The sequence below is a fragment of the Streptomyces sp. NPDC090445 genome (assembly GCF_044769385.1).
Taxonomy (GTDB): Bacteria; Actinomycetota; Actinomycetes; order Streptomycetales; family Streptomycetaceae; genus Streptomyces.
This window is the reverse complement of the sequence record NZ_JBIVXV010000021.1, coordinates 37,966-58,925: the sequence shown is the minus strand read 5'-3', so window position 1 is coordinate 58,925 and position 20,960 is coordinate 37,966. Positions and strand designations below refer to the sequence as shown.

The following is a 20,960-nucleotide window of genomic DNA, read 5'->3' as shown; positions in this document are numbered from 1 at the left end:
AGTAGGACGCGAGAGGCTCCCAGGGGCACCGGTCGGCGGCGGTTGCCCGAATGCGACCCAGCCATCCTCATCAGTACGGTATCCGCCGAACAGGTGAGTTGGGACCAGGACCCCCGGGCCACCCATCCGATGATCCGACAGCCGACTGTCCTGGGAACAGCCTTGTACCGGCCGTTTACCACCGCCTGTCGCGCCGGGCGTGCGCCCGCCCGTACGGCCGCACGCCACGCATCGGTTCGCGTTCTCCGGTTCCCGGGTCGGGCTTGTCCGGCCGTGCTATTCCGCCGCGGCGCCGCCGTCCGGCGGGAGCGCCGCCTCGCGCGCCGCGTCGGGGCCCTGCTCCAGCAGCACGGCGAAACCCGCCTCGTCGAGAATGGCCAGCTTCAGCTGCACCGCCTTGTCGTACTTGGAGCCGGGGTTGTCGCCGACCACGACGAAGGAGGTCTTCTTGGAGACCGATCCGGTCACCTTGGCGCCCCGGCTCTGCAGGGCGTCCTTCGCACCGTCCCGGGTGTGGTTCTGCAGGGTGCCGGTGACGACGACGGTGAGGCCTTCCAGGGGGCGCGGGCCCTCCTCCTCGCCGGAGCCCTCCTCCTCCAGCCGGACGCCGGCGGCCCGCCACTTGCGCAGGATCTCCCGGTGCCAGTCGACGGCGAACCACTCCTTGAGGGAGGCGGCGATGATCGAGCCGACCCCCTCGGTCGCGGCGAGCTCCTCCTCGGTGGCCTGCTCGATCCGCTCGACGGAGCGGAACTCGCGGGCCAGCGCCTCGGCGGCCACCGGGCCCACGTGACGGATCGACAGGCCGTTGATGACGCGGGCGAGCGGCCGCTCCTTGGCCGCGGCGATGTTCTCCAGCATCGCCAGGGTGTTCTTCTTCGGCTCGCCCTTCTGGTTGGCGAAGACCGTGACGATCTTCTCCTCGCCGGTCTTCGGGTCGCGCTTGGGCAGCCCGCTGTCGGCGTCGAGGACGTACGCCTTGATGGGCAGCAGCTGCTCGATGGTGAGGTCGAACAGGTCGCCCTCGTCGCGCAGCGGCGGTTCGGCCGGCTCCAGCGGGTCGGTGAGCGCGGCCGCGGCCACCGCGCCGAAGTTCTCGATGTCCAGGCACTGCCGGCCGCCCAGGTAGAACAGCCGCTCGCGCAGCTGCGCCGGGCAGGTCTGCCCGTTCGGGCAGCGGAGGTCGATGTCGCCCTCCTTCATCGGGCGCAGCGGGGTGCCGCACTCGGGGCACTCGGCCGGCATCACGAACTCCCGCTCGGTGCCGTCGCGCAGGTCGACGACGGGGCCGAGGATCTCCGGGATGACGTCGCCCGCCTTGCGCAGCACGACCGTGTCGCCGATGAGGACGCCCTTGGCCTTGACGACCTCCTGGTTGTGCAGGGTGGCGAACTCCACCTCGGACCCGGCCACCGTCACCGGCTCCACCTGCGCGTACGGGGTCACGCGCCCGGTGCGGCCGACGCCGACCTTGATGTCCACCAGCTTGGTGTTGACCTCTTCCGGCGCGTACTTCCAGGCGATGGCCCAGCGCGGGGCGCGCGCGGTGGAGCCCAGCCGCCCCTGGAGCGGGATCTCGTCGAGCTTGACGACGACACCGTCGATCTCGTGCTCCACGGAGTGCCGGTTCTCGCCGAACCGGTCGATGAACGCCCGGACTTCCTCCAGGCTGCCCACGACCTCGTTGTGCCGGGCGGTGGGCAGCCCCCACGCGTGCAGCAGCGCGTACGCCTCGGACAGGCGGCCGATCTCGAAGCCCTCGCGGGCGCCGAGGCCGTGCACCACCATGTGCAGCGGGCGGGTGGCGGTGACCTTCGGGTCCTTCTGGCGCAGCGAACCGGCGGCCGCGTTGCGCGGGTTGGCGAAGGGCTTGTCCCCGGCCGCGACCAGCCGGGCGTTGAGCTCCTCGAACTTCTCCATCGGGAAGAAGACTTCGCCGCGGATCTCCACCAGCGCCGGGATCCGGTCGCCCGCCAGCCGGTCCGGGATGTCCGCGATGGTGCGCACGTTCGGGGTGATGTCCTCGCCGGTGCGGCCGTCGCCGCGGGTGGCGGCCCGGGTGAGCCGCCCGTTCTCGTACGTGAGGTTGACGGCGAGGCCGTCGACCTTGAGCTCGCACAGGTAGTGGTACGCCGAGGAGCCCACGTCCCGGGCGACCCGGTCGGCCCAGGCCGAGAGCTCCTCGTCGTCGAAGGCGTTGTCGAGGGACATCATGCGCTGGCGGTGCTCGACGGAGGCGAAGTCCGTCTCGTACGACCCGGCCACCTTCTGGGTGGGCGAGTCGGGCGTGCGCAGCTCCGGGTACTGCTCCTCCAGCGCCTCCAGGGAGCGCAGCAGCTGGTCGAACTCGGCGTCGCTGACGACCGGCTGGTCCTTCACGTAGTACCGGAAGCGGTGCTCCTCGACCTGCTCGGCCAGCAGCTGGTGCTGCTCGCGCACCTCCACCGGTACCGCCGTGTCCTGCTGTTCGGCTGCCATGCCGTGTCCTCCCGTGCCCCGTCTCGGTCCGTCACTCAGGGTTGTCGGCGAGCGATCGCGCCGCCCTGGCGCAGTGCGCCTGCACCGCGCGGGCGTAGGCGGGCGAGGCGCCCGCCAGACCGCATGCCGGGGTGACCACGACGGACTCCGCCAGAGTCCCCGGAGCCAGCCCCAGCCTGCGCCAAAGCTTCCTGACACCCATGACGCTACCGCCCGGGTCCGACAGCGGGGCATCGGTGCCCGGCACCACTCCGGCGAAGAGTTTCATGCCGCTCTCGACGGCTTCGCCGAGGGCGTCGTCCTCGCGCTCCGTGAGCAGGGAGAAATCGAACGACACCCCCGCGGCGCCGGCGCGCCGCAGCATGCCGAAGGGGACCTCGGGCGCGCAGGAGTGCACGACCACCTCCCCGTCGTGCACGGCGAACAGCTCGCGCAGGGCACCCTCGACCACCTGCCGGTCCACGGCCCGGTAGGTCTGGTACCCGCTGGCGGTCCGCACCCGTCCGCGCAGGACGGAGGTCAGCGACGGCTCGTCGAACTGGAGGACGATCTCGGCGCCGGGGATCCGCTTGCGGACGTCGGCGAGGTGGGCGCGCAGCCCCTCGGCGAGCGAGGCGGCGAGGTCGCGGCAGGCGCCGGCGTCCCGGAGCACGGCCTCGCCGCTGTGCAGCTCCAGGGCGGCGGCCAGGGTCCACGGGCCGACGGCCTGGACCTTGAGCTTCCCCTGGTACCCCTGGGTGAACTCCTCCAGGGCGTCGAGGTCCTCGCCGAGCCAGGACCGGGAGCGGCGGGTGTCGCGGCCGGGCCGGTCGCTGATCCGCCAGCCGCTGGGCTCGACGTGCGCGTACAGGTCGACGAGCAGCCCGAGGGAGCGGCCGATCATGTCGGCGCCGGGCCCGCGGGCGGGCAGCTCGGGCAGGTACGGGAAGTCCTCGAAGGACCCGGTGGCGGTCTTGGCGGCCTCGCGGGCGTCGCCGCCGGGCAGGGAGCCGACGCCGGTGGCGCTGGCGGTCACCGGCCGGGCCTCACGGTCAGGTCGTTGACCTCGGCGTCGCGGGGCAGGTCGACGGCCATCAGGATCGTGGTCGCCACGGACTCCGGGTCGATCCAGGCGGACGGGTCGTACTCCTTGCCCTCCTGGGAGTGGACCTTGGCCTGCATCGCGGTGGCGGTGCGGCCCGGGTAGACGGAGGTGACGCGGATGCCGTTGGCCCGCTCCTCGGCGCGCAGCGAGTCGGCGAGCGCCTTGAGGCCGTGCTTGGAGGCGGCGTACGCGCTCCAGTCGGCGTGGGCGTTCAGGCCGGCGCCGGAGTTCACGAAGACGACGGTGGCCTTGGAGGCGCGCAGGGTCGGCAGGAGCAGCCGGGTGACCTCGGCGGGGGCGACCAGGTTCACGTTGAGCTGCTCGTGCCAGGTCTTGGGGCCCAGCTCCCCGACCGGCCCGAGTTCGACGATCCCGGCGATGTGCAGCAGGGAGTCGATGCGGTCGGGGACGGCCTGGTGGGAGAAGGCCCAGGACAGCCGGTCGGGGTCGGCGAGGTCCCCGACGAGCGTGCGGGCGCCGGGGTAGCGCTCGACGAGCTGCCGGGCGCGGGCGGCGTCGCGGGCGAGCAGGATCAGGTCGTCGCCGCGGGCGTGCAGCCGGTTCGCGACGGCGGCGCCGATGCCGGCCCCGGCACCGGTGATCAGATGAGTAGCCATACCGCCCATGCTCGCACCTCGGCGCCCGTGCCCCGGGCCCCGGTCCGCCGCACCCGGCCCGGGCGCGGCGGCAGCGTCACAGGCCTGCTCTCCTGGTAGGCGTCGGAGGCGTACCAGGCGCGGGCGCGCTCCATGGTGACCTGTCGGGTCATGCCGCCGCGGGCGGCCGGCTGCCCGGGCTGAAGGTGCGGCGGTAGGCGATCGGGGAGATGCCGAGCGAGCTGCGCATGTGCTGGCGCAGGGAGTTGGCGGAGCCGAAGCCGGAGCGGTGGGCGACGAGGTCCACGGGCAGGTCGCTGGATTCCAGCAGGTGGCGCGCCAGGTCGAGGCGTTGGGCGGTCAGCCACTGCACGGGGGTCATGCCGACCTCGTCGCGGAAGCGCCGGGTGAAAGTGCGCAGGCTCATCCGGGCCTGCGCGGCGAGCTGGCCCAGGGTGAGCGGTTCGTCGAGGTGTTCCAGGGCCCAGGCGCGGGCCTCGGTGGTGGTGGCGACGGTGGGCTCGGGGACGGGCCGGTCGATGTACTGGGCCTGCCCGCCGTCGCGCCACGGCGGTACGACGCACAGCCGGGCGGCGCGGTTGGCGACGGCGGTGCCGTGGTCGGCGCGCACCAGGTAGAGGCAGAGGTCGATGCCGGCGGCGACGCCGGCGGAGGTGAGGATGTCGCCGTCGTCGACGAAGAGGACGTCCTCGTCGACCTTGACCCGCGGGAAGGCCCGCTGGAACTCCAGCGCCTTGAGCCAGTGGGTGGTCGCGGGCCGGCCGTCGAGCATCCCGGCGGCAGCGAGCACGTACGAGCCGGTACAGATCGACACGATCCGGGTGCCGGGGCGGATTCGGGCGAGGGCGTCGACATGCGCCTGCGACAGGGGCGCGCCCTGGAGGAGCTCGCCCAGGGCGTGCGTGGGCGGGATGACCACGGTGTCGGCGACCGCGAGCGCCTCGGGGCCGGCCGAGACGCCGATCGTGAACCCGGCGTCGCTGGCCACGGGCTGCCCGTCGGCGGTGCAGACGGTGACCTCGTAGAGCGGGTTCCCGGAGTCGTCGTAGGCGTTGCCGAAGACCCGGGAGGGCATTCCGAGCTCAAACGGAGGGACGCCTTCGAGGGCGAGTACGGCGACACGGTGCATGGCCAGATTCTGTCACATAGTGGCTGTCCGGCCAGTACTGCGCGGGCCCGGCGGCGCCGAAGCTGGTGCCGTCACCGGGAAAACCGGTGTGGAACAGACATAAGGAGACATCCATGCGCGCCGTCGTCGTCAGCCAGTGGGGCGGTCCCGAGGTCCTCACCGAGACCGAGGTGGACCGGCCCGAGCCGGGACTGGGCGAGATCCTCGTACGGGTGCACGCGGCCGGCGTGAACCCCGTGGACTGGAAGACCCGCGCCAGCGGCGCCTTCATCGGCTGGGGCCCGGTCCCGACGGTCGGCTGGGATGTCTCCGGCACCGTCGAGGCGGTCGGACCGGGTGTGACCCTGTACCGTCCGGGCGACGAGGTGTACGGGATGCCCCGCTTCCCGCAGCAGGCGGGCGGTTACGCCGAGTATGTGACGGCCCCGGCGCGGCATTTCGCGCGCAAGCCTGCTTCCCTCGACCATGTGCAGGCGGCCGCGCTGCCGCTGGCGGCGCTGACCGCCTGGCAGGCGCTGGTCGACACGGCCGGGGTCGCGGCCGGGCAGCGGGTGCTGGTCCACGCGGCAGCCGGCGGTGTCGGCCACTTGGCCGTGCAGATCGCCAAGGCCCGCGGCGCGTACGTCATCGGCACCGCCAGCGCGGCCAAGCACGAGGTGCTGCGCGAGCTCGGCGCCGACGAACTGATCGACTACCGCGCCGGGGACTTCGCCGAGGCTGTCTCGGACGTGGACGTGGTGCTGGACGCGCTCGGCGGGGAGGTCGCGCAGCGCTCCCTGAAGGTGCTGAAGCCCGGCGGCCACCTGGTGACACTGCTCGGACCGGATGTCCCGGCCGGGGCGGACGGGGTGCACGCTTCCTTCGTCATGGTGGAGCCCGACCTCAAGGGCCTGGAGGAGATCGCCGCCCTGGTGGAACAGGGGCTGCTCAGGCCGCTGGTCGAGACGGTGCTGCCGCTGGAGCAGGCGGCGAGGGCCCACGAGATCGGCGAGCGGGGCCGCACCACCGGCAAGATCGTCCTGACGGTGGCCTGACCAGGCCCGGGGGCTGCGCTGGTACCGGTCCCGGTCCCTGGACCGGTCCCTGGACCGGTCCCTGGACCGGCCCGGTCAGACGGACGCGGCGGTGGCGCGGGTGGTCGTGGCGATCGTGGCGGAGCCGACCACGCGGGTGTCGTCGTAGAGGACGATCGCCTGGCCCGGGGCGACGCCGCGGACCGGCTCGGTGAAGCGCACCCGCAGCTCGCCGTCCACGACCTCGGCGAAGACCTCGGTCTCGCCGCCGTGGGCACGCAGCTGCGCCGTGTACGTGCCCGGGGCGGCGGGCGTGGAGCCGCACCAGCGGGGGCGGATCGCGGTGAGGGCGCTGACGTCGAGGGCCTCGGCGGGGCCGACGGTGACCGTGTTGTTCACCGGCGAGATATCGAGGACGTAGCGCGGCTTGCCGTCGGGCGCGGGGTGGCCGATGCGCAGGCCCTTGCGCTGGCCGATGGTGAAACCGTACGCGCCGTCGTGGCTGCCGACCTTGGTGCCGGACTCGTCGACGATGTCGCCCTCGGCCTTGCCGAGGCGCTTCGCGAGGAAGCCCTGGGTGTCGCCGTCGGCGATGAAGCAGATGTCGTGGCTGTCGGGCTTCTTCGCGACGGCGAGGCCGCGGCGCTCCGCCTCGGCGCGGATCTCGTCCTTGGTGGTGACCGTGTCGCCGAGCGGGAAGAGCGCGTGGGCGAGCTGCTTCTCGTCGAGGACGCCGAGGACGTACGACTGGTCCTTGGCCATGTCGGAGGCGCGGTGCAGCTCGCGGGTGCCGTCCTCGTTGACCACGACCGTCGCGTAGTGGCCGGTGCAGACGGCGTCGAAGCCGAGGGCGAGGGCCTTGTCGAGCAGCGCCGCGAACTTGATCTTCTCGTTGCAGCGCAGGCAGGGGTTCGGGGTGCGCCCGGCCTCGTACTCGGCGACGAAGTCCTCGACGACGTCCTCGCGGAAGCGCTCGGCGAGGTCCCAGCAGTAGAAGGGGATGCCGATGACGTCGGCGGCGCGGCGGGCGTCGCGGGAGTCCTCGATGGTGCAGCAGCCGCGCGCGCCGGTCCGGAAGGACTGGGGGTTCGCGGAGAGCGCCAGGTGGACCCCGGTCACGTCGTGCCCGGCTTCGACCGCGCGGGCTGCTGCGACGGCGGAGTCCACGCCGCCGGACATGGCGGCCAGGACGCGGAGGGGGCGGGCGGTGCGCTGCGGGTTCTCAGTCATAGCGCCTTCCAGAGTACGGGGGAACTGCCCGGGGTCACAGCGCGTTGTCGAGTGCAGGGGGTGGATCACGTGGCGGACAAGGGAACGGCGACGGGGGCTGCGGCCGGGGCGGGCAGGAGCAGGACGCGCCGGGCGGTGCTGTTCGGAGGTCTCGGCGTCCTCACGGTCGCGGGGGTGGCCGGGGCAGACGAGGTGCGGCGGCTGTGGTGGCTGCTGCCCGGGGTGTCCAAGCCGCGCAAGGAGGGCGAGCTGGACTACGCGGGCGCGGGCTGGACGGCGGCCTCGCCGGCGAACTGGCGGCTGGCGGACCGGCCGGACGACTACCGGGTGGACCGCATCGTGGTGCATGTGACACAGGGCGGCTTCGCGTCCTCGGTGGACGCCTTCAAGAACCCGTGGCACAGGGCGTCCGCGCACTACATCGTCCGCCAGGACGGCCATGTCGAGCAGATGGTGCGGGAGCTCGACGTCGCCTTCCACTCCGGGAACCGCTCGATGAACGAGCGGAGCATCGGCATCGAGCACGTGGGCTTCGTGGAGCGGCCGCAGGACTTCACGGACGCGATGTACGCGTCCTCGGCGCGGCTGGCCGCCGACATCTGCCGGAGGTACCGCATACCCGTCGACCGGAAGCACTTCCTGGCGCACTCCGAGGTGCCGGGCACCGACCACACGGACCCGGGGCGGCACTGGGACTGGGACAGGTACCTGCGCCTGGTGCAGGCCGAGCTGGACGGGCCCCGCACCGGCTGAGGCGCCCCGGGCCGGGCGCCGGGCCCGGGCTGCGGAGCCCGCCCGCCCGGCCTACGCTGATCTTGCGGCGTGCCCCGCGTCGGAGGTGAGGCCATGGCCGTGTCCAGGCTCGCGGTGGCCGTGGCGGCGGCCGGCACCCTGCTGGTGGGGACGGCGGCGCCCGGCGGGAACGGCATCGAGGACGAGCCCGCCCATGTGATCGCGGAGAAGGGGCGGCAGTCGCTCCTCACTGCCCGGTCCCTGCACTGGGAGGGGCAGACCAAGGACGCGACGGGGACCTACGCCGTGGACTTCCGCCTCGACGCCGGCGGCAACTGCGTCGGCAGCGTCGCGGTGGTTCCCAAGGGGGGCCGTATGAAGATCATCAAGCGCGGGCAGGACGTCTGGATGAAGCCGGATGAGGCGTTCATGAAAGCGCAGGTCCCGGGGCCGGCCGGGCAGGAGACGGCCGAGCTGCTGCGCGGGCGGTGGATGCACGGCCGCGCCGACGACCCCTCGCTGCGCGAGTTCTCCGCCTCCTGCGACGTGTCCCACCTCCAGCAGGCGTACCTGCCGGTGCCGTTCGCCGAGGACGACGTGGAGAAGGGCGCGAAGGCCCTCGTCAAGGGCGTGCCCGCGATCACGGTCACCGGCCGCTCCGGGGCCGACTGGGTCACGCTCTACGTCGCCACCGAGGGCAAGCCCCACCTGCTCCGGGTCCAGGGGCAGATCGACGGCGTCCGGGGCGAGGCCGACTTCTCCGAGTACGGCAAGCCCGTCCCGTCGCGGACGCCGCCGCCCGCCGAGAGCGTCGACGTGTCCGACCTGCAGCAGCAGGGCGGCGCGGCCTTGGGCACCGGCTAGCTGAGGCCTGCCGTGCGGGCGCGTTCCACCGCCGGGCCGATGGCCGCGGCCAGGGCGGCGACGTCCTCCGCGGTGGAGGTGTGGCCGAGGGAGAAGCGCAGGGTGCCGCGGGCGAGCTGCGGGTCGGTGCCGGTGGCCAGCAGGACGTGGCTGGGCTGGGCCACGCCCGCGGTGCAGGCGGAGCCGGTCGAGCACTCGATGCCCTGGGCGTCCAGCAGGAGCAGCAGGGAGTCGCCCTCGCAGCCGGGGAAGCTGAAGTGGGCGTTGGCGGGGAGCCGGTTGTCGGGGTCCCCGCCGAGGACGGCGTCGGGGACGGCCGCGAGCACGGCGCGGATCAGCTCGTCCCGCAGCCGCCCGACCTCGGCGGCGAACCGCTCGCGCCGCTCGGCGGCGAGGACGGCGGCCACCGCGAAGGCGGCGATCGCGGGCACGTCGAGGGTGCCGGAGCGCACGTGCCGCTCCTGGCCGCCGCCGTGCAGGACGGGTACGGGGGTCTGGTCGCGGCCGAGGAGCAGCGCGCCGATGCCGTACGGGCCGCCGATCTTGTGGCCGCTGACGGTCATCGCGGCGAGGCCGCTGTCGCCGAAGCGGACGTCGAGCTGGCCCACGGCCTGGACCGCGTCGGAGTGCAGCGGGACGCCGGACTCGCGTGCCACGGCGGCCAGTTCGCGGACCGGCATGACGGTGCCGATCTCGTTGTTGGCCCACATCACGGTGGCCAGGGCGACGTCGTCGGGGTTGCGGGCGATGGCCTCGCGCAGGTCCTCGGGGCCGACCCGGCCGTAGCGGTCCACGGGCAGGTACTCGACCTGCGCGCCCTCGTGCTCGGCGAGCCAGTGGACGGCGTCGAGGACGGCGTGGTGCTCGACGGGGCTGGCGAGCACCCGGGTGCGGGCGGGGTCCTGGCTGCGGCGGGCCCAGTACAGGCCCTTGACGGCGAGGTTGTCGGCCTCGGTGCCGCCGGCGGTGAAGACCACCTCGCTGGGGCGGGCGCCGAGTGCCTCGGCGAGTGCCTCGCGGGCCTCCTCGACGGTGCGGCGGGCGCGGCGGCCGGCGGCGTGCAGGGAGGACGCGTTACCCGTGACGGCGAACTGCGCGGTCATCGCCGCAGCGGCCTCCGGGAGCATCGGGGTGGTGGCGGCGTGGTCGAGGTAGGCCATGATCCCCCGATTCTACGAGCCCCCCGGCACCCGCAGCCCCCGGCACCCGCAGCCCTCGACCACCGCCCCCGGAACCGCCCCGGAACCGGCCCCGCGGGAACGGCCCGGCCCCGGCCCCGCACAGCGGGCCGGGGCCGGGAAGCCGCACGGACGACGGGGCCGGAAGCCGCACGGGGCCGGCGCCGGGAAGCCCCGCGGGCGGCGGGCCGGGGCACGGAGCCGCGCGGGCGGCGGGCCGGGGCACGGAGCCGCGCGGGCGGCGGGGCCGGAGGCCGTCGGGCTGCGTGGCGGGGCGCCGGGTCAGGGGCGGGGGGCGCGGGCCAGCTGGCGGGACTGCGCGACCAGGCGGTCCTCGGAGTCCCAGACCTCGGCGTCCTCCTCCAGGAAGCCGCCGGCCAGGTTCCGCGTGGTGATCGCGATCCGCAGCGGGCCGGGCGCCGGTCGGCGGCGGATGTGCGTGGTCAGTTCCACGGTCGGGCTCCAGCCCATCAGGCCCAGGTCGAAGCAGGTCGGCGGGAGCGCGTCGACGGCGAGCAGCAGGGAGAGCGGGTCCGCGTCCCGGCCGTCGGCCAGTTCGAACCAGGCCCGCATCTCGCCCTTGCCGGAGGGCGCGCCGAGCGCCCAGCCGGCGGTGGCCGGGTCCAGCCGCAGCCGGAGCCGGTCGACGATCGCGGTGCTGCCGGGGATGGGGGCCGGGCCGGCCTCCGGGCCGAGGCAGGCCTCGTACGGCGGGATCGCCGGCGGGTTGGCGGTGGTACGGACGTCGTCCGGCAGGGAGGCGAGGTCGCCGTAGGAGGCGACGACCCGGATCCGCTCGACCTCGGTGCCGTTCTCGTCGAACTGGAACAGGGAGGCCTGGCCGGTGGACAGGGTCCGGCCGACCCGGACGACCTCGGTGCGGATGACCGCGGGGCCGGGCTCGGAGGAGGTGAGGTAGTGGGCGGAGACGGTGAACGGGTCCGGGTGCGGCAGGGCCGCGGACAGGGCCCGGCCGACCAGGGCCAGCAGATAGCCGCCGTTGACGGCGGTGATGATCGTCCATCCGGCGGAGAGCTCCGCGTCGTACACCCCGGGTTCGCCCGCGCGCGCGGTGAGGGTGGTGTCGCGGTCGAACTCGCTGTCGCCGATGGAGGCCTGGGCCGCTGCGTATGCCATGGAATCGAGCCTACAACGCAAGGCTACTAAGCGGTAGCTTTCCGGGGTGACGTGCGGATCACGGCTCTTCGGAGACCGCGGAGCGGCGGTTCCAGGCCAACGGCGCCCGCCAGTGGAACTGCATGGCGAGCAGCCTCAGCACGAAGGTGGTGACGATCGCGATGGCCGTCGTCAGCGCGTTGAGGATGCCGAGGCCGATGGAGACGGCCACCATCGCGGCGCCGACGGTGGCGGGCACGGCGTACATCTCGCGGTCGCGCAGCAGCGAGGGCACCTCGTTGGCGAGGACGTCGCGCAGGACGCCGCCGCCGACGGCCGTGGCCAGGCCCAGCGCGGCGGACGCGGTCAGCCCGAGGCCGTACTCGTACGCCTTCGTCGTGCCGCTGACGCAGAAGAGGGCAAGGCCGGCGGCGTCGAAGACGTTGATGGCGCGGTTGATCCGCTGCACCTCGGGGTGCATGAAGAAGACGATGGCCGCGGCGATCAGCGGGGTGACGAAGAAGCTGAGCTCGCCGAAGGCGGCCGGCGGGACGGCGCCGATGACCAGGTCGCGGAAGAGGCCGCCGCCCAGGGCGGTGACCTCGGCGAGGACGGCGATGCCGAAGATGTCGAAGTTCTTGCGTACGGCGAGCAGGGCGCCGGCGGTGGCGAAGACGAAGATGCCCGCGAGGTCCAGCGCGTGCTGGATATCCGGGGTGAAGAGATCGTGGAGCACCGCCCCATTGTGAACGGGAAAGACCGGTGGCCCGGTCACCGACCGCTACTCGGTGACCGGACCACCGGACGTATCGTGCCCAGGCGGGCCCGCGCCTACTCCGAGACCTTGGCCAGAGCCTCCGCGGCCCCCGGCAGGGCGGGGTCGCCCGGCGCCTGGTCGGGTGCGTTCTCGGGATGGTGGCAGGCCACCTGGTGGCCGGCGGCCGGAGCGACCGTCGGCGGCTCCTGCACGGCGCAGATCTGCGTGGCCTTCCAGCAGCGCGTGTGGAAGCGGCAGCCGCTCGGCGGGGAGATCGGCGAGGGCACGTCGCCCGTGAGCAGGATGCGGCCGCTCTTCGCGCCGCGCCGGCGCGGGTCCGGCACCGGCACGGCCGACAGCAGCGCCTTGGTGTACGGGTGCATCGGGCTGGTGTAGAGCGAGGTCCGGTCGGCCAGCTCCACGATCTTGCCGAGGTACATCACCGCGATGCGGTCCGAGACGTGCCGGATGACCGACAGGTCGTGCGCGATGATCACGTACGTGAGGCCGAGCTCCGCCTGGAGGTCGTCCAGCAGGTTGACCACCTGGGCCTGGATCGACACGTCCAGCGCCGAGACCGGCTCGTCGGCGACGACCAGCTTCGGCTTCAGGGCCAGGGCCCGGGCGATGCCGATGCGCTGGCGCTGGCCGCCGGAGAACTCGTGCGGGTAGCGGTTGTAGTGCTCGGGGTTGAGGCCCACCAGCGACAGCAGCCGCTGCACCTCCGCCTTGAGCCCGCCCTCCGGCTCCACGCCCTGGAGCTTGAAGGGGGCGCTGACGATCGTGCCGACCGTGTGCCGCGGGTTCAGGGAGCCGTACGGGTCCTGGAAGATCATCTGGACGTCGCGGCGCAGCGGGCGCATCCCGGCGACCCCGAGGTGCGTGATGTCCCGCCCCTCGAACTCGACCGTGCCGCCCGTCGGCTCCAGCAGCCGGGTGATCAGCCGGCCCATGGTCGACTTGCCGCAGCCGGACTCGCCGACCACGCCGAGGGTCTCGCCGCGCCGGACCTCGAAGTCGATCCCGTCGACGGCCTTGACGGCCCCGACCTGGCGGCGCAGCAGCCCCTTGTTGATGGGGAAGTGCTTGACCAGGCCGGTCACCTTCAGCAGCGGCTCACCGGCCGGCGCCTGCGCGGCCGGCGCCGGCGCATCCGCCGCGGGCCCGTCCGCCTTCTTCTTCATGTCGGTCACAGCTTCGGCGCAATCTCTTCGGTCCAGATCCGGGTCCGCTCCTCCTGCGACATGTGGCAGGCGGACCAGTGCCCGCCGCCGTCCTCGGTCAGCTCGGGCCGCCGGGTGCGGGTGATGCCGCCCTTGGGGACGTCGGCGTACGGGCAGCGCGGGTTGAAGGCGCAGCCGCTCGGGATGTTGATGAGGCTGGGCGGCGAGCCCTTGACCGGGATGAGGCGCTCGGTCTGCTCGCGGTCGATGCGCGGCATGGAGCCGAGCAGCCCCCAGGTGTAGGGGTGGCGGGGCTCGTAGAAGACCTTCTCCGCGGTGCCGCGCTCGACGCACCGGCCGCCGTACATGACGAGGATGTCGTCGGCCATCTCGGCGACCACGCCCAGGTCGTGCGTGATCATGATGACGGCGGAGCCGAACTCTTTCTGCAGGTCGCGGATCAGGTCGAGGATCTGCGCTTGGACGGTGACGTCCAGGGCGGTGGTCGGCTCGTCCGCGATGAGCAGCTCGGGGTTGTTGACCAGCGCCATCGCGATCATCGCGCGCTGGCGCATGCCGCCGGAGAACTCGTGCGGGTAGGCGTCCACGCGCCGGTGGGGCTCGGGGATGCCGACCCGGTCGAGCATCTCGACGGCGCGCCGCCGGGCGGCCTTCCTGTCCGCGTCGTGGTGGGTGCGGTACGCCTCGACGATCTGCTTGCCGACCGTGTAGTACGGGTGCATCGCGGACAGCGGGTCCTGGAAGACCATCGCCATCTTGCGCCCGCGCAGCTTGCGCACGTGGTCGGCGTCGGCCTTGACGAGGTCCTCGCCGTCGAGGACGACCTCGCCGGAGATGTGCGGGCGGCTGCGCGCGTTGCCGGTGCGGTGCAGGCCCATGATGGCCAGCGAGGTCACCGACTTGCCGGAGCCGGACTCGCCGACGATGCCGAGGGTCTTGCCCCGCTCCAGGTCGAAGGAGAGCCCGTCGACGGACTTGACGAGGCCGTCGTCGGTCGGGAAGTGGACCTTGAGGTCGCGTACGGACAGGAAGGCGCCGCTGTCGCGGGGCCCGGACTGTTCGGGGACGAACGCGGGCCCGTCGGCGGGGGTCTCGCCCGCGCCGGCGCCGGCCGCGGAGCCGGAAGTGGGGTGGTTCTCGGTCACGTCAGCCTCACGCGCGGGTCGATGACGGCGTACAGCAGGTCCACGATCAGGTTGGCCATCACCACGAAGAGCGCGGCGAGCAGGGTGACGCCCATGATCACGGGGAGGTCGCCCTGGCCGATGGCGGCGACGGCCGCCGTCCCCAGACCCTGGAAGTTGAAGGTCGTCTCGGTGAGCACCGCGCCGCCGAGGAGTCCGCCGAGGTCGAGGCCGAACATCGTGACGATCGGGGTGAGGGTGGAGCGCAGGGCGTGCTTGCGGATGACCACGCCCTCCTTGAGGCCCTTGGCCCGGGCGGTGCGGATGTAGTCCTCGCCGAGCACCTCCAGCATCGTGGCGCGCGTGATGCGGGCGTAGGTGGCGGCGAAGAGGAAGGCCAGGGTGACCCACGGCAGGATCAGGGAGTTGAGCCAGGCCCCGGGATCCTCCGTGAGGGGTTTGTAGTTGGACACGTCCAGCCAGCCGAGGCTGTAGACGAAGATCGCGGGGGCCACCATGCCGGTGAAGAAGATCGGCAGGGAGACGCCGGCGAGGGCGCCGACCATGACGGTGCGGTCGATGGCGGTGCGGCGTTTGAGGGCCGAGACCACGCCGGTGGCCACACCGGCGAGCACCCAGATGACGGCCGCGCCGAGGGCGAGCGAGAGGGTGACCGGCATCCGGTCGGCCATGGTCTCCCAAACGGGCGCCTCGGTCTTGAACGAGTAGCCGAAGCAGGGCGCCTCGCAGTGGGTGACCTCGGTGCCGCCGTCGTAGTCGCGGCCGGCGAAGATGCCCTTGACGAAGGTCAGGTACTGCTCGGAGATGGGCTTGTCGAAGCCCATCTTCACGCGGATGCCCGCCAGGGCGGTCTCGTTGGTCTCGCGGCCGGCGTACATGAGGGCCGGATCGCTGCCCGTGAGCTTCGGGACCGCGAAGAAGATGCCGAAGGTGACCACGGAGACCACCAGCAGCGTGGCGACGACGTTGAACAGTCGCCGTATGAGGTAGACGAGCACTGCAGTCGGCCGCCCGGGGCGGGCGGCTGCCGTCCCTCGCGGGGACGGCAGCCGCCGCCTGCGGCCTTCACCTGCCCTTCGGACTAGCGCATGTGCGGTGAAGGCACTTGCCTGTTGTTACGTGACGACTCGACTACCGGATCACTTGCCGACGCCGATGACGGCGAGGTCGATCTTGCCGAGGGAGTCGTTGAAGTAGACGTTCGTCAGCCGCGGGTTGTGGTAGACGAAGGCCTTGTCGAAGTTGATGGGAAGGTAGAGCGCCTTCTCCATGACCTTCTTGTTGATGTCCGTGTAGAACGGGGCGGCGGCTTCCGGCGTGGCGGCGGCAGCGGCCTTGTCGAACAGCCCGTTGATCTCCGGGTCGTTCAGCTCGGTGTAGTTGTTGTTGCCGTTCGGCAGGATGAACGATCCGTCGACCAGCGGCTGCAGGAAGCCCGAGCCGGAGTTGTAGTCGGCGCCCCAGCCCATGACGATGATGCCGTAGTTCTTCTTCTTCACGTTCTCGGGCGAACCGATCGTGGAGGAGGAGAGCTTGCCGTCGTACTGGTCGATCGTGGCCTTGATGCCGACCTTGGCGAGCGAGGCCTGCAGGGACTCGGCCGTCTTCACCTCGGGGGCGCGGTTGTTGCGGACCGCGATGGTGGTCTCGAAGCCGTCCGGCTTGCCGCAGGCCTTGAGGGCCTCCTTGGCCTTGTCCTCCTGCGGCTGGCCCTTCGTCAGGCCGAACGGGTCGAAGGACTTGTCGGAGCCGGGGATGCCGGGCGGCAGCATGTTGGCGCCGAGGTCACCGCTGGTCGGGCCGCCGCGGGCGGTCTGCAGGGACTTCGGGTCGGCCGCGTAGATGACGGCCTTGCGGCACTCGATGTTGTCGAACGGCGCGACGGTCTGCGGGAAGGCGAAGTAGCGGATGTAGCCCGTGAACGGGTTGTCCGCGTTCTTCTTGAGCTTCTCGTCCTTGAGGATCTTGTTCTTCGCGGCCTGCTGCACACCGGTGCCGTCGACGGCGAGGTCGATGTCGCCGGACAGCAGGCGGGCGTCCATGTCGTCCGGGTTGGTCGTCACCGTGAAGGAGACCTTGTCCGGCAGACCCGTGCGGATGGTGTCCGTCTTCGGGTCCCAGTTCTCGTTGCGGACGAAGGTCGCACCCTTGCCGGCGGTGAAGCTCTCCACCTTGTACGGGCCGGTGGCGATCGGCTTGTTGGTGTACGTGGCGCCGGTGTCCTTGGCCGCCGGGACCGGCGAGGAGGACGGCATGGCCAGCAGGTAGCTGAAGTCGGAGTTGGCGCTCGCCAGGTTGAAGACGATCGTCTTGTCGTCCGGCGTCTCGACGGACTTCAGACCCATCTTGTTGGGGTCGGTGTCCTTGTACGGGCCGGGGTACTTCTGGCCCTGGTCGAGCAGGTCGATCAGGTAGGTGGGACCGCCGGACAGCACGTCCTGCGCGAAGACGCGCTCGATGCCGTACTTGATGTCCTTCGAGGTGATCGGCGTGCCGTCCTCGAACTTCACGCCGTCCTTGAGCTTGACGGTGTACGTCTTGCCGTCGTTGCTGAGGACGGGCAGGGCCTCGGCGAGGTCCGGGACCAGCTTGGTGCCCGCCTCGCCCGGCTTGCTGTCGTACGCCAGCAGCTGGCGGATGTAGAGGCGCTGCATGTTCCACACGAAGCCGTAGTAGGCACGCGCCGGGTCGAGGTAGTCGACGTCCTGCGGCGACCAGAGCCTGAGCTCGCCGCCCTTCTCGGTGGACGGGTTCACGACGCCGGTGGTGGCGGCGTTGAAGGCCGCGTTGCCGCCGCCCTTGCCCTCGGTCTTCTTCTCCCCGTCGTTGCCGCCGCACGCGGCGGTCAGCGACAGGGCGGCGATCACGGCGGTGATCGCGAGTGCCTGCTTTCTGCGGATCACGTTGGTCCAACCTCCAGAGGTGGGTGAATCGATGGAGCGGTTCAGCTGCCCTTGGGGTCGAGTGCGTCACGCAGCCCGTCCCCGAAGAGGTTGAACGCCAGGACGGTGATGAAGATCGTCATACCCGGGACCACCATGTACATGGGGTCGTCCTGGTAGATGGGGACGGCGTCGGAGAGCATCTTTCCCCAGGACGCGGTCGGCGGCTTGACGCCGGCGCCGAGGAAGCTGAGCGCCGCCTCCGTCAGGATGTTGGTCGGAATGATCAGCGTCGCGTAGACCAGGATCGGCGCGACCAGGTTGGGCAGCAGCTCCTTGATCAGGATGTAGCCGCGGCCGGCGCCGAGGCTGCGCGCCGCCTCCACGTACTCGCGCTCGCGCAGGGAGATCGTCTGGCCGCGGACGATGCGGCCGATGTACGGCCACCCGAAGAAGCCGATCACGACGATCAGCACGCCCATCCGGACACCCGAACCCTCGAACCCCCAGAGGGAGTTGGGGACGACCGACACCAGCGCGATGGTGAACAGCAGCTGCGGGAAGGCCAGCAGCAGGTCCATCAGGCGGCTGATGACGCCGTCCACCCAGCCGCCGAGGAACCCGGCGAGCGCGCCGAGCAGGCTGCCGATGGCGACCGAGACGAACGCGGCCAGGAAGGCGACGACCAGCGAGATGCGGGCGCCGTAGACGATCCGGCTGAACACGTCGCGCCCGTTGGTGGGTTCGACGCCCAGCAGGAAGTCGGAGCTGATGCCGCCCCAGGAGCCGATCGGCGTGCCGAGGTCCGGGTCGATCATGTCCTCGTGGAACTCGTTGGGCGGGTGGCCCAGCAGGCTCACGATCTGCGGCGCGAAGACCGCCACGAGGATCAGGAGGATCACGACCACGCCGCCGGTCAGCGCGACCTTGTCGCGCTTGAGCCGCATCCAGGCGATACGGCCGGGCGAGCGGCCTTCGATGGCCTTCGCAGGGACGTCGGCTACGGCCACGGGTGCGGCAGGTTCCGCGCTCGTGTCATGCAGTGGTGCCGTCATCGTGGTGGGGACCCCTCTCGGCCGACGGGTTGCCGGCCCATGCCCGCCGCTGTGGCGGCGTTGGTGCGGAGTGGCGCTCTTGTGCGTGGTGACACGCAGGACTGTGCCGAGGTGCGGGAAGTGCGGAGGTGCGGGTGGTGCTCGGTGCAGTGGTGCTCGGTGCAGTGGTGCTCGGTGCGTGTGCGGGCGTGCGCGGTGCGTGATCATGCGTGCCCGGGTGCGCTCGGTGCGGTGCTGATGCGGTGCGGGTGTCGGTGCGGTGCAGGTGCTGTGCTGGTGCCGTGCGGAAAGCCGTGCGGAAGTGCGCGAAAAGCGGTGCGGAACGACAAGCGACGTGCAGGGAGCCGAACCGTTTCCGCGGGGACCCAGCGGCTCTTGGGTGGGGAGTCTTCAACGGCGCTGCGATCAGCCGCCAGACCCGCAGATGAATGGATGCGCAACCGTGATGTGAGGGTCGGGTTCCCGTTATCCGGACTGCCGTGTCGGCTCAGCGGAGCAACACCGCCCGTTCGGTGCACAATCGGACAACGCGCCCAACTCGCGGTAGGAGTATGCCTTTTGGGCGCGCATCAGCGAAGAAATCCGGACAAGAAGAAGGCCGCGGGGAACGGTCTGTTCCCCGCGGCCTGAGCGTCGCGCGACGCGGTTGTCCCGACTGCCGGTCAGTAGGCCGGCGCCTGTCCCTCGCGGTCGTAGAAGGGCCGCGTCTGTGACCGGAGCCACATCGCGACGGGGTCGTGCTCGTCGGCCAGCGCCACCGTGCACACCGGCACGCCCTCGGGCACCGCGCCGACGGACTGGCGCATCATCTCCCGTACGGACTCCAGCGCGGGCGCGGAGGCGTCGTACAGGTCGAGCCCGACGGCGAGGTACGGCGACCCCAGCGCGGGCTGCACCCAGGCGCGGCGCAGCGAGCGCACGGCCGGCGTGCGGTGCGCGTGCTGGGTCAGCAGCCCGTAGAACTGCGGGAGCTCCAGGGCGGGCTCGGACAGCCGCAGCGGGCCCGCCGGCATCCGGTCCAGGCCGGTCGCGATCCGGCGCAGGTCGGCCCAGGGGATGCCGAGGCCGCCGCCCTGGGCGTGCGGATTGAGCCACAGGCCCCAGCGGTCGGGATAGAGGGCGCGCGCGATGTCCCGGCCGGTGACCACCTCGTAGCCGCGGTTCCAGCCGCTGGCGGCCAGCTCCTGCGGGGAGGTCACGCAGGGCGCGTACCCGAGGCCCTCCAGCTCCATGCCGCCGTACTGGGCGTCCGCCGAGCCCGGGCTGCCCTGCCAGAGCAGCATCCACAGCCGGCCCTCGGCGAGGGCGCGCAGAAGCGACTCGTAGCTCTCGTAGCGCCCGGGAGTCACCTGGCGCATGATGTGCTCGACCTGCCCGGCCGCGGCAGTGCCTGACGCACTCACCGGTACCCCTCCTCGTCCGCACGCGTGTCCAGGCCACCCGTGCGGCCAGGAGATGTCACCAGCTTAAGCGTCGCTAGGGCACGAAGAAGGGGCGTACGCGCGCAACGATGAAGTCGACCACCGGGTCTTCCACCGCGTCCAGCAGGACCAGCTGCACCGGCCAGGGCGCCGGAACCCGGGCCAGGGCCCGGGCGAGGGCCTCGCGCGGCGCGTTCTGCGCGGCGGGGTCCCGTCTCGACAGGCGGACACCGATGCACAGTTCCGGGTCGCCGCCCTCGACGCTGGCGAGGCAGCGGTGGGCGGCCACGACCAGGCCGGTCGTCCGGAACTCCTCGGCCGCGGCGGCCAGGAAGTCCACCGGGTCGTCCTGCCAGTCGGGCTCGAAGAGGCGGACGCGGCCGCCGGTGGCGGGCCCGTCGAGCTCGCTCCGGCCGATCCGGCACAGCTGGGCGACGGCGGGCGGGGGCAGCGGCACGCCGACGGCGCCGTCCGGGTTCACGGCGATGCCCAGCTGCGGGGGCAGGCCGCGGGCGAACTCGACGGCGGGGGCCACGGCGAAGTCCATGCCGGGGCCGGCGCAGGCGCGGAACTGGCCCTCGGAGCTGTAGACGGGGACGTACGGCGCCCCGCCGATCTCCATGGTGGGCAGGGTGAGGGAGGGGCTGTCGGGGCCGCCTCCGCCGGGCAGCGGCACCCACACGTGGCTCCGGCCCAGCACCTGGACGATCCTCGGGCCGGCATCGGCCGTGCCCAGGGCCGCCCCGAGCACCTGCTCCAGCTCGTTCTCCGGCCAGCCGCCGCCGTCCATCTCCGCCTCCGCTTGTCGCGCCGTATACGGGCTGAGGGTAGCCGCCCGCGCACCCCTCCCGGACCCGGCCGCCCGGCAGGGCCCACCGCCCGGACCCGGTCTCGCACCGCCCGGCCGCCCGCCGTCCGGCCCTCCCGACGCCCGCCGGGGCCCGCGAAGCCCACCCGCCGGGACCCGCGCCGACCAGCGCCCCGAAGGCACACCGCGGCCCCGGCCGCCCGCCGCGGCCCACCGCCCGGCCCTCCCCGCGCCCGCCAGGGCCCGCGAAGCCCGCCAGGGCCGCCT

Annotated in this window: 19 protein-coding genes; 3 read left to right on the top strand and 16 right to left on the bottom strand. The window is 72.4% G+C overall.

Annotated elements, in window-relative coordinates; genetic code table 11:
• Nucleotides 1-276: 276 nt before the first annotated feature.
• Genes ligA through ACIQUT_RS29730 form a run of 5 tightly spaced genes read right to left on the bottom strand, consistent with a single transcriptional unit; the run spans nucleotide 277 to nucleotide 5,308 of the window.
• Complete coding sequence (ligA, locus tag ACIQUT_RS29750; RefSeq protein WP_403567268.1) at nucleotides 277-2,478, bottom strand: NAD-dependent DNA ligase LigA; 2,202 nt, start codon at nucleotides 2,476-2,478, stop codon at nucleotides 277-279.
• Between the two features lie 31 nt (nucleotides 2,479-2,509).
• Nucleotides 2,510-3,493, bottom strand: coding sequence for a methionine synthase (locus tag ACIQUT_RS29745; RefSeq protein ID WP_403567266.1), 984 nt, complete (start codon nucleotides 3,491-3,493; stop codon nucleotides 2,510-2,512).
• Nucleotides 3,490-4,179, bottom strand: a complete 690-nt coding sequence (locus ACIQUT_RS29740; protein ID WP_403567264.1) for an SDR family oxidoreductase — start codon at nucleotides 4,177-4,179, stop codon at nucleotides 3,490-3,492. The genes ACIQUT_RS29745 and ACIQUT_RS29740 overlap by 4 nt, the downstream gene beginning before the upstream one ends.
• Entirely contained in the window at nucleotides 4,164-4,331 is a 168-nt protein-coding gene (locus ACIQUT_RS29735) for a hypothetical protein (protein WP_403567263.1), read from the bottom strand. Before ACIQUT_RS29735 ends, ACIQUT_RS29740 begins: the two co-directional genes overlap by 16 nt.
• Nucleotides 4,328-5,308 carry a GlxA family transcriptional regulator gene (locus tag ACIQUT_RS29730; protein ID WP_403567261.1) on the bottom strand — a complete coding sequence of 327 codons (981 nt, stop codon included), beginning with the start codon at nucleotides 5,306-5,308 and terminating at the stop codon, nucleotides 4,328-4,330. Before ACIQUT_RS29730 ends, ACIQUT_RS29735 begins: the two co-directional genes overlap by 4 nt.
• 113 nt (nucleotides 5,309-5,421) lie before the next feature.
• On the opposite strand from ACIQUT_RS29730, the gene ACIQUT_RS29725 reads away from it, so the two are divergent.
• Nucleotides 5,422-6,342, top strand: a complete 921-nt coding sequence (locus tag ACIQUT_RS29725; RefSeq protein ID WP_403567259.1) for an NADP-dependent oxidoreductase — start codon at nucleotides 5,422-5,424, stop codon at nucleotides 6,340-6,342.
• A 75-nt stretch (nucleotides 6,343-6,417) separates the two neighbouring features.
• Here ACIQUT_RS29725 and mnmA read toward each other — a convergent pair whose 3' ends face one another.
• Nucleotides 6,418-7,551, bottom strand: coding sequence for a tRNA 2-thiouridine(34) synthase MnmA (gene mnmA / locus ACIQUT_RS29720; protein ID WP_403567258.1), 1,134 nt, complete (start codon nucleotides 7,549-7,551; stop codon nucleotides 6,418-6,420).
• Nucleotides 7,552-7,620: 69 nt separating this feature from the next.
• On the opposite strand from mnmA, the gene ACIQUT_RS29715 reads away from it, so the two are divergent.
• Both ACIQUT_RS29715 and ACIQUT_RS29710 read left to right on the top strand, forming a co-directional pair.
• On the top strand, nucleotides 7,621-8,304 hold the full coding sequence (locus ACIQUT_RS29715) for an N-acetylmuramoyl-L-alanine amidase (protein ID WP_403567256.1): 684 nt from the start codon (nucleotides 7,621-7,623) through the stop codon (nucleotides 8,302-8,304).
• Between the two features lie 93 nt (nucleotides 8,305-8,397).
• Nucleotides 8,398-9,147 carry a hypothetical protein gene (locus ACIQUT_RS29710; protein WP_403567254.1) on the top strand — a complete coding sequence of 250 codons (750 nt, stop codon included), beginning with the start codon at nucleotides 8,398-8,400 and terminating at the stop codon, nucleotides 9,145-9,147.
• Here ACIQUT_RS29710 and ACIQUT_RS29705 read toward each other — a convergent pair.
• From ACIQUT_RS29705 to ACIQUT_RS29660, 10 genes are all read right to left on the bottom strand, one after another.
• Nucleotides 9,144-10,307, bottom strand: coding sequence for a cysteine desulfurase family protein (locus ACIQUT_RS29705; RefSeq protein WP_403567252.1), 1,164 nt, complete (start codon nucleotides 10,305-10,307; stop codon nucleotides 9,144-9,146). The two genes, ACIQUT_RS29710 and ACIQUT_RS29705, sit on opposite strands and share 4 nt — an antisense overlap.
• Nucleotides 10,308-10,607: 300 nt before the next feature.
• Nucleotides 10,608-11,462: a thioesterase family protein gene (locus tag ACIQUT_RS29700; RefSeq protein WP_403567249.1), complete on the bottom strand. Its 855-nt coding sequence runs from the start codon at nucleotides 11,460-11,462 to the stop codon at nucleotides 10,608-10,610.
• Between the two features lie 58 nt (nucleotides 11,463-11,520).
• Nucleotides 11,521-12,177 (bottom strand): trimeric intracellular cation channel family protein, encoded by a 657-nt coding sequence (locus ACIQUT_RS29695; protein WP_403567247.1) that lies wholly within the window; start codon nucleotides 12,175-12,177, stop codon nucleotides 11,521-11,523.
• Nucleotides 12,178-12,272: 95 nt separating this feature from the next.
• Nucleotides 12,273-13,391, bottom strand: a complete 1,119-nt coding sequence (locus ACIQUT_RS29690; protein WP_403567246.1) for an ABC transporter ATP-binding protein — start codon at nucleotides 13,389-13,391, stop codon at nucleotides 12,273-12,275.
• A complete protein-coding gene (locus tag ACIQUT_RS29685; RefSeq protein ID WP_403567244.1) occupies nucleotides 13,388-14,527 on the bottom strand; it encodes an ABC transporter ATP-binding protein in 1,140 nt (379 codons plus the stop codon). The genes ACIQUT_RS29690 and ACIQUT_RS29685 overlap by 4 nt, the downstream gene beginning before the upstream one ends.
• Nucleotides 14,524-15,525: an ABC transporter permease gene (locus ACIQUT_RS29680; protein WP_403567242.1), complete on the bottom strand. Its 1,002-nt coding sequence runs from the start codon at nucleotides 15,523-15,525 to the stop codon at nucleotides 14,524-14,526. Before ACIQUT_RS29680 ends, ACIQUT_RS29685 begins: the two co-directional genes overlap by 4 nt.
• Nucleotides 15,526-15,666: 141 nt before the next feature.
• Complete coding sequence (locus tag ACIQUT_RS29675) at nucleotides 15,667-17,430, bottom strand: ABC transporter substrate-binding protein (RefSeq protein ID WP_403567240.1); 1,764 nt, start codon at nucleotides 17,428-17,430, stop codon at nucleotides 15,667-15,669.
• A gap of 41 nt (nucleotides 17,431-17,471) precedes the next feature.
• Nucleotides 17,472-18,464: an ABC transporter permease gene (locus tag ACIQUT_RS29670; protein ID WP_403567238.1), complete on the bottom strand. Its 993-nt coding sequence runs from the start codon at nucleotides 18,462-18,464 to the stop codon at nucleotides 17,472-17,474.
• Nucleotides 18,465-19,126: 662 nt separating this feature from the next.
• Nucleotides 19,127-19,867, bottom strand: a complete 741-nt coding sequence (locus ACIQUT_RS29665; RefSeq protein ID WP_403567236.1) for an enhanced serine sensitivity protein SseB C-terminal domain-containing protein — start codon at nucleotides 19,865-19,867, stop codon at nucleotides 19,127-19,129.
• Between the two features lie 73 nt (nucleotides 19,868-19,940).
• Nucleotides 19,941-20,675: an enhanced serine sensitivity protein SseB gene (locus ACIQUT_RS29660; RefSeq protein WP_403567234.1), complete on the bottom strand. Its 735-nt coding sequence runs from the start codon at nucleotides 20,673-20,675 to the stop codon at nucleotides 19,941-19,943.
• Between the last annotated feature and the right edge of the window lie 285 nt (nucleotides 20,676-20,960).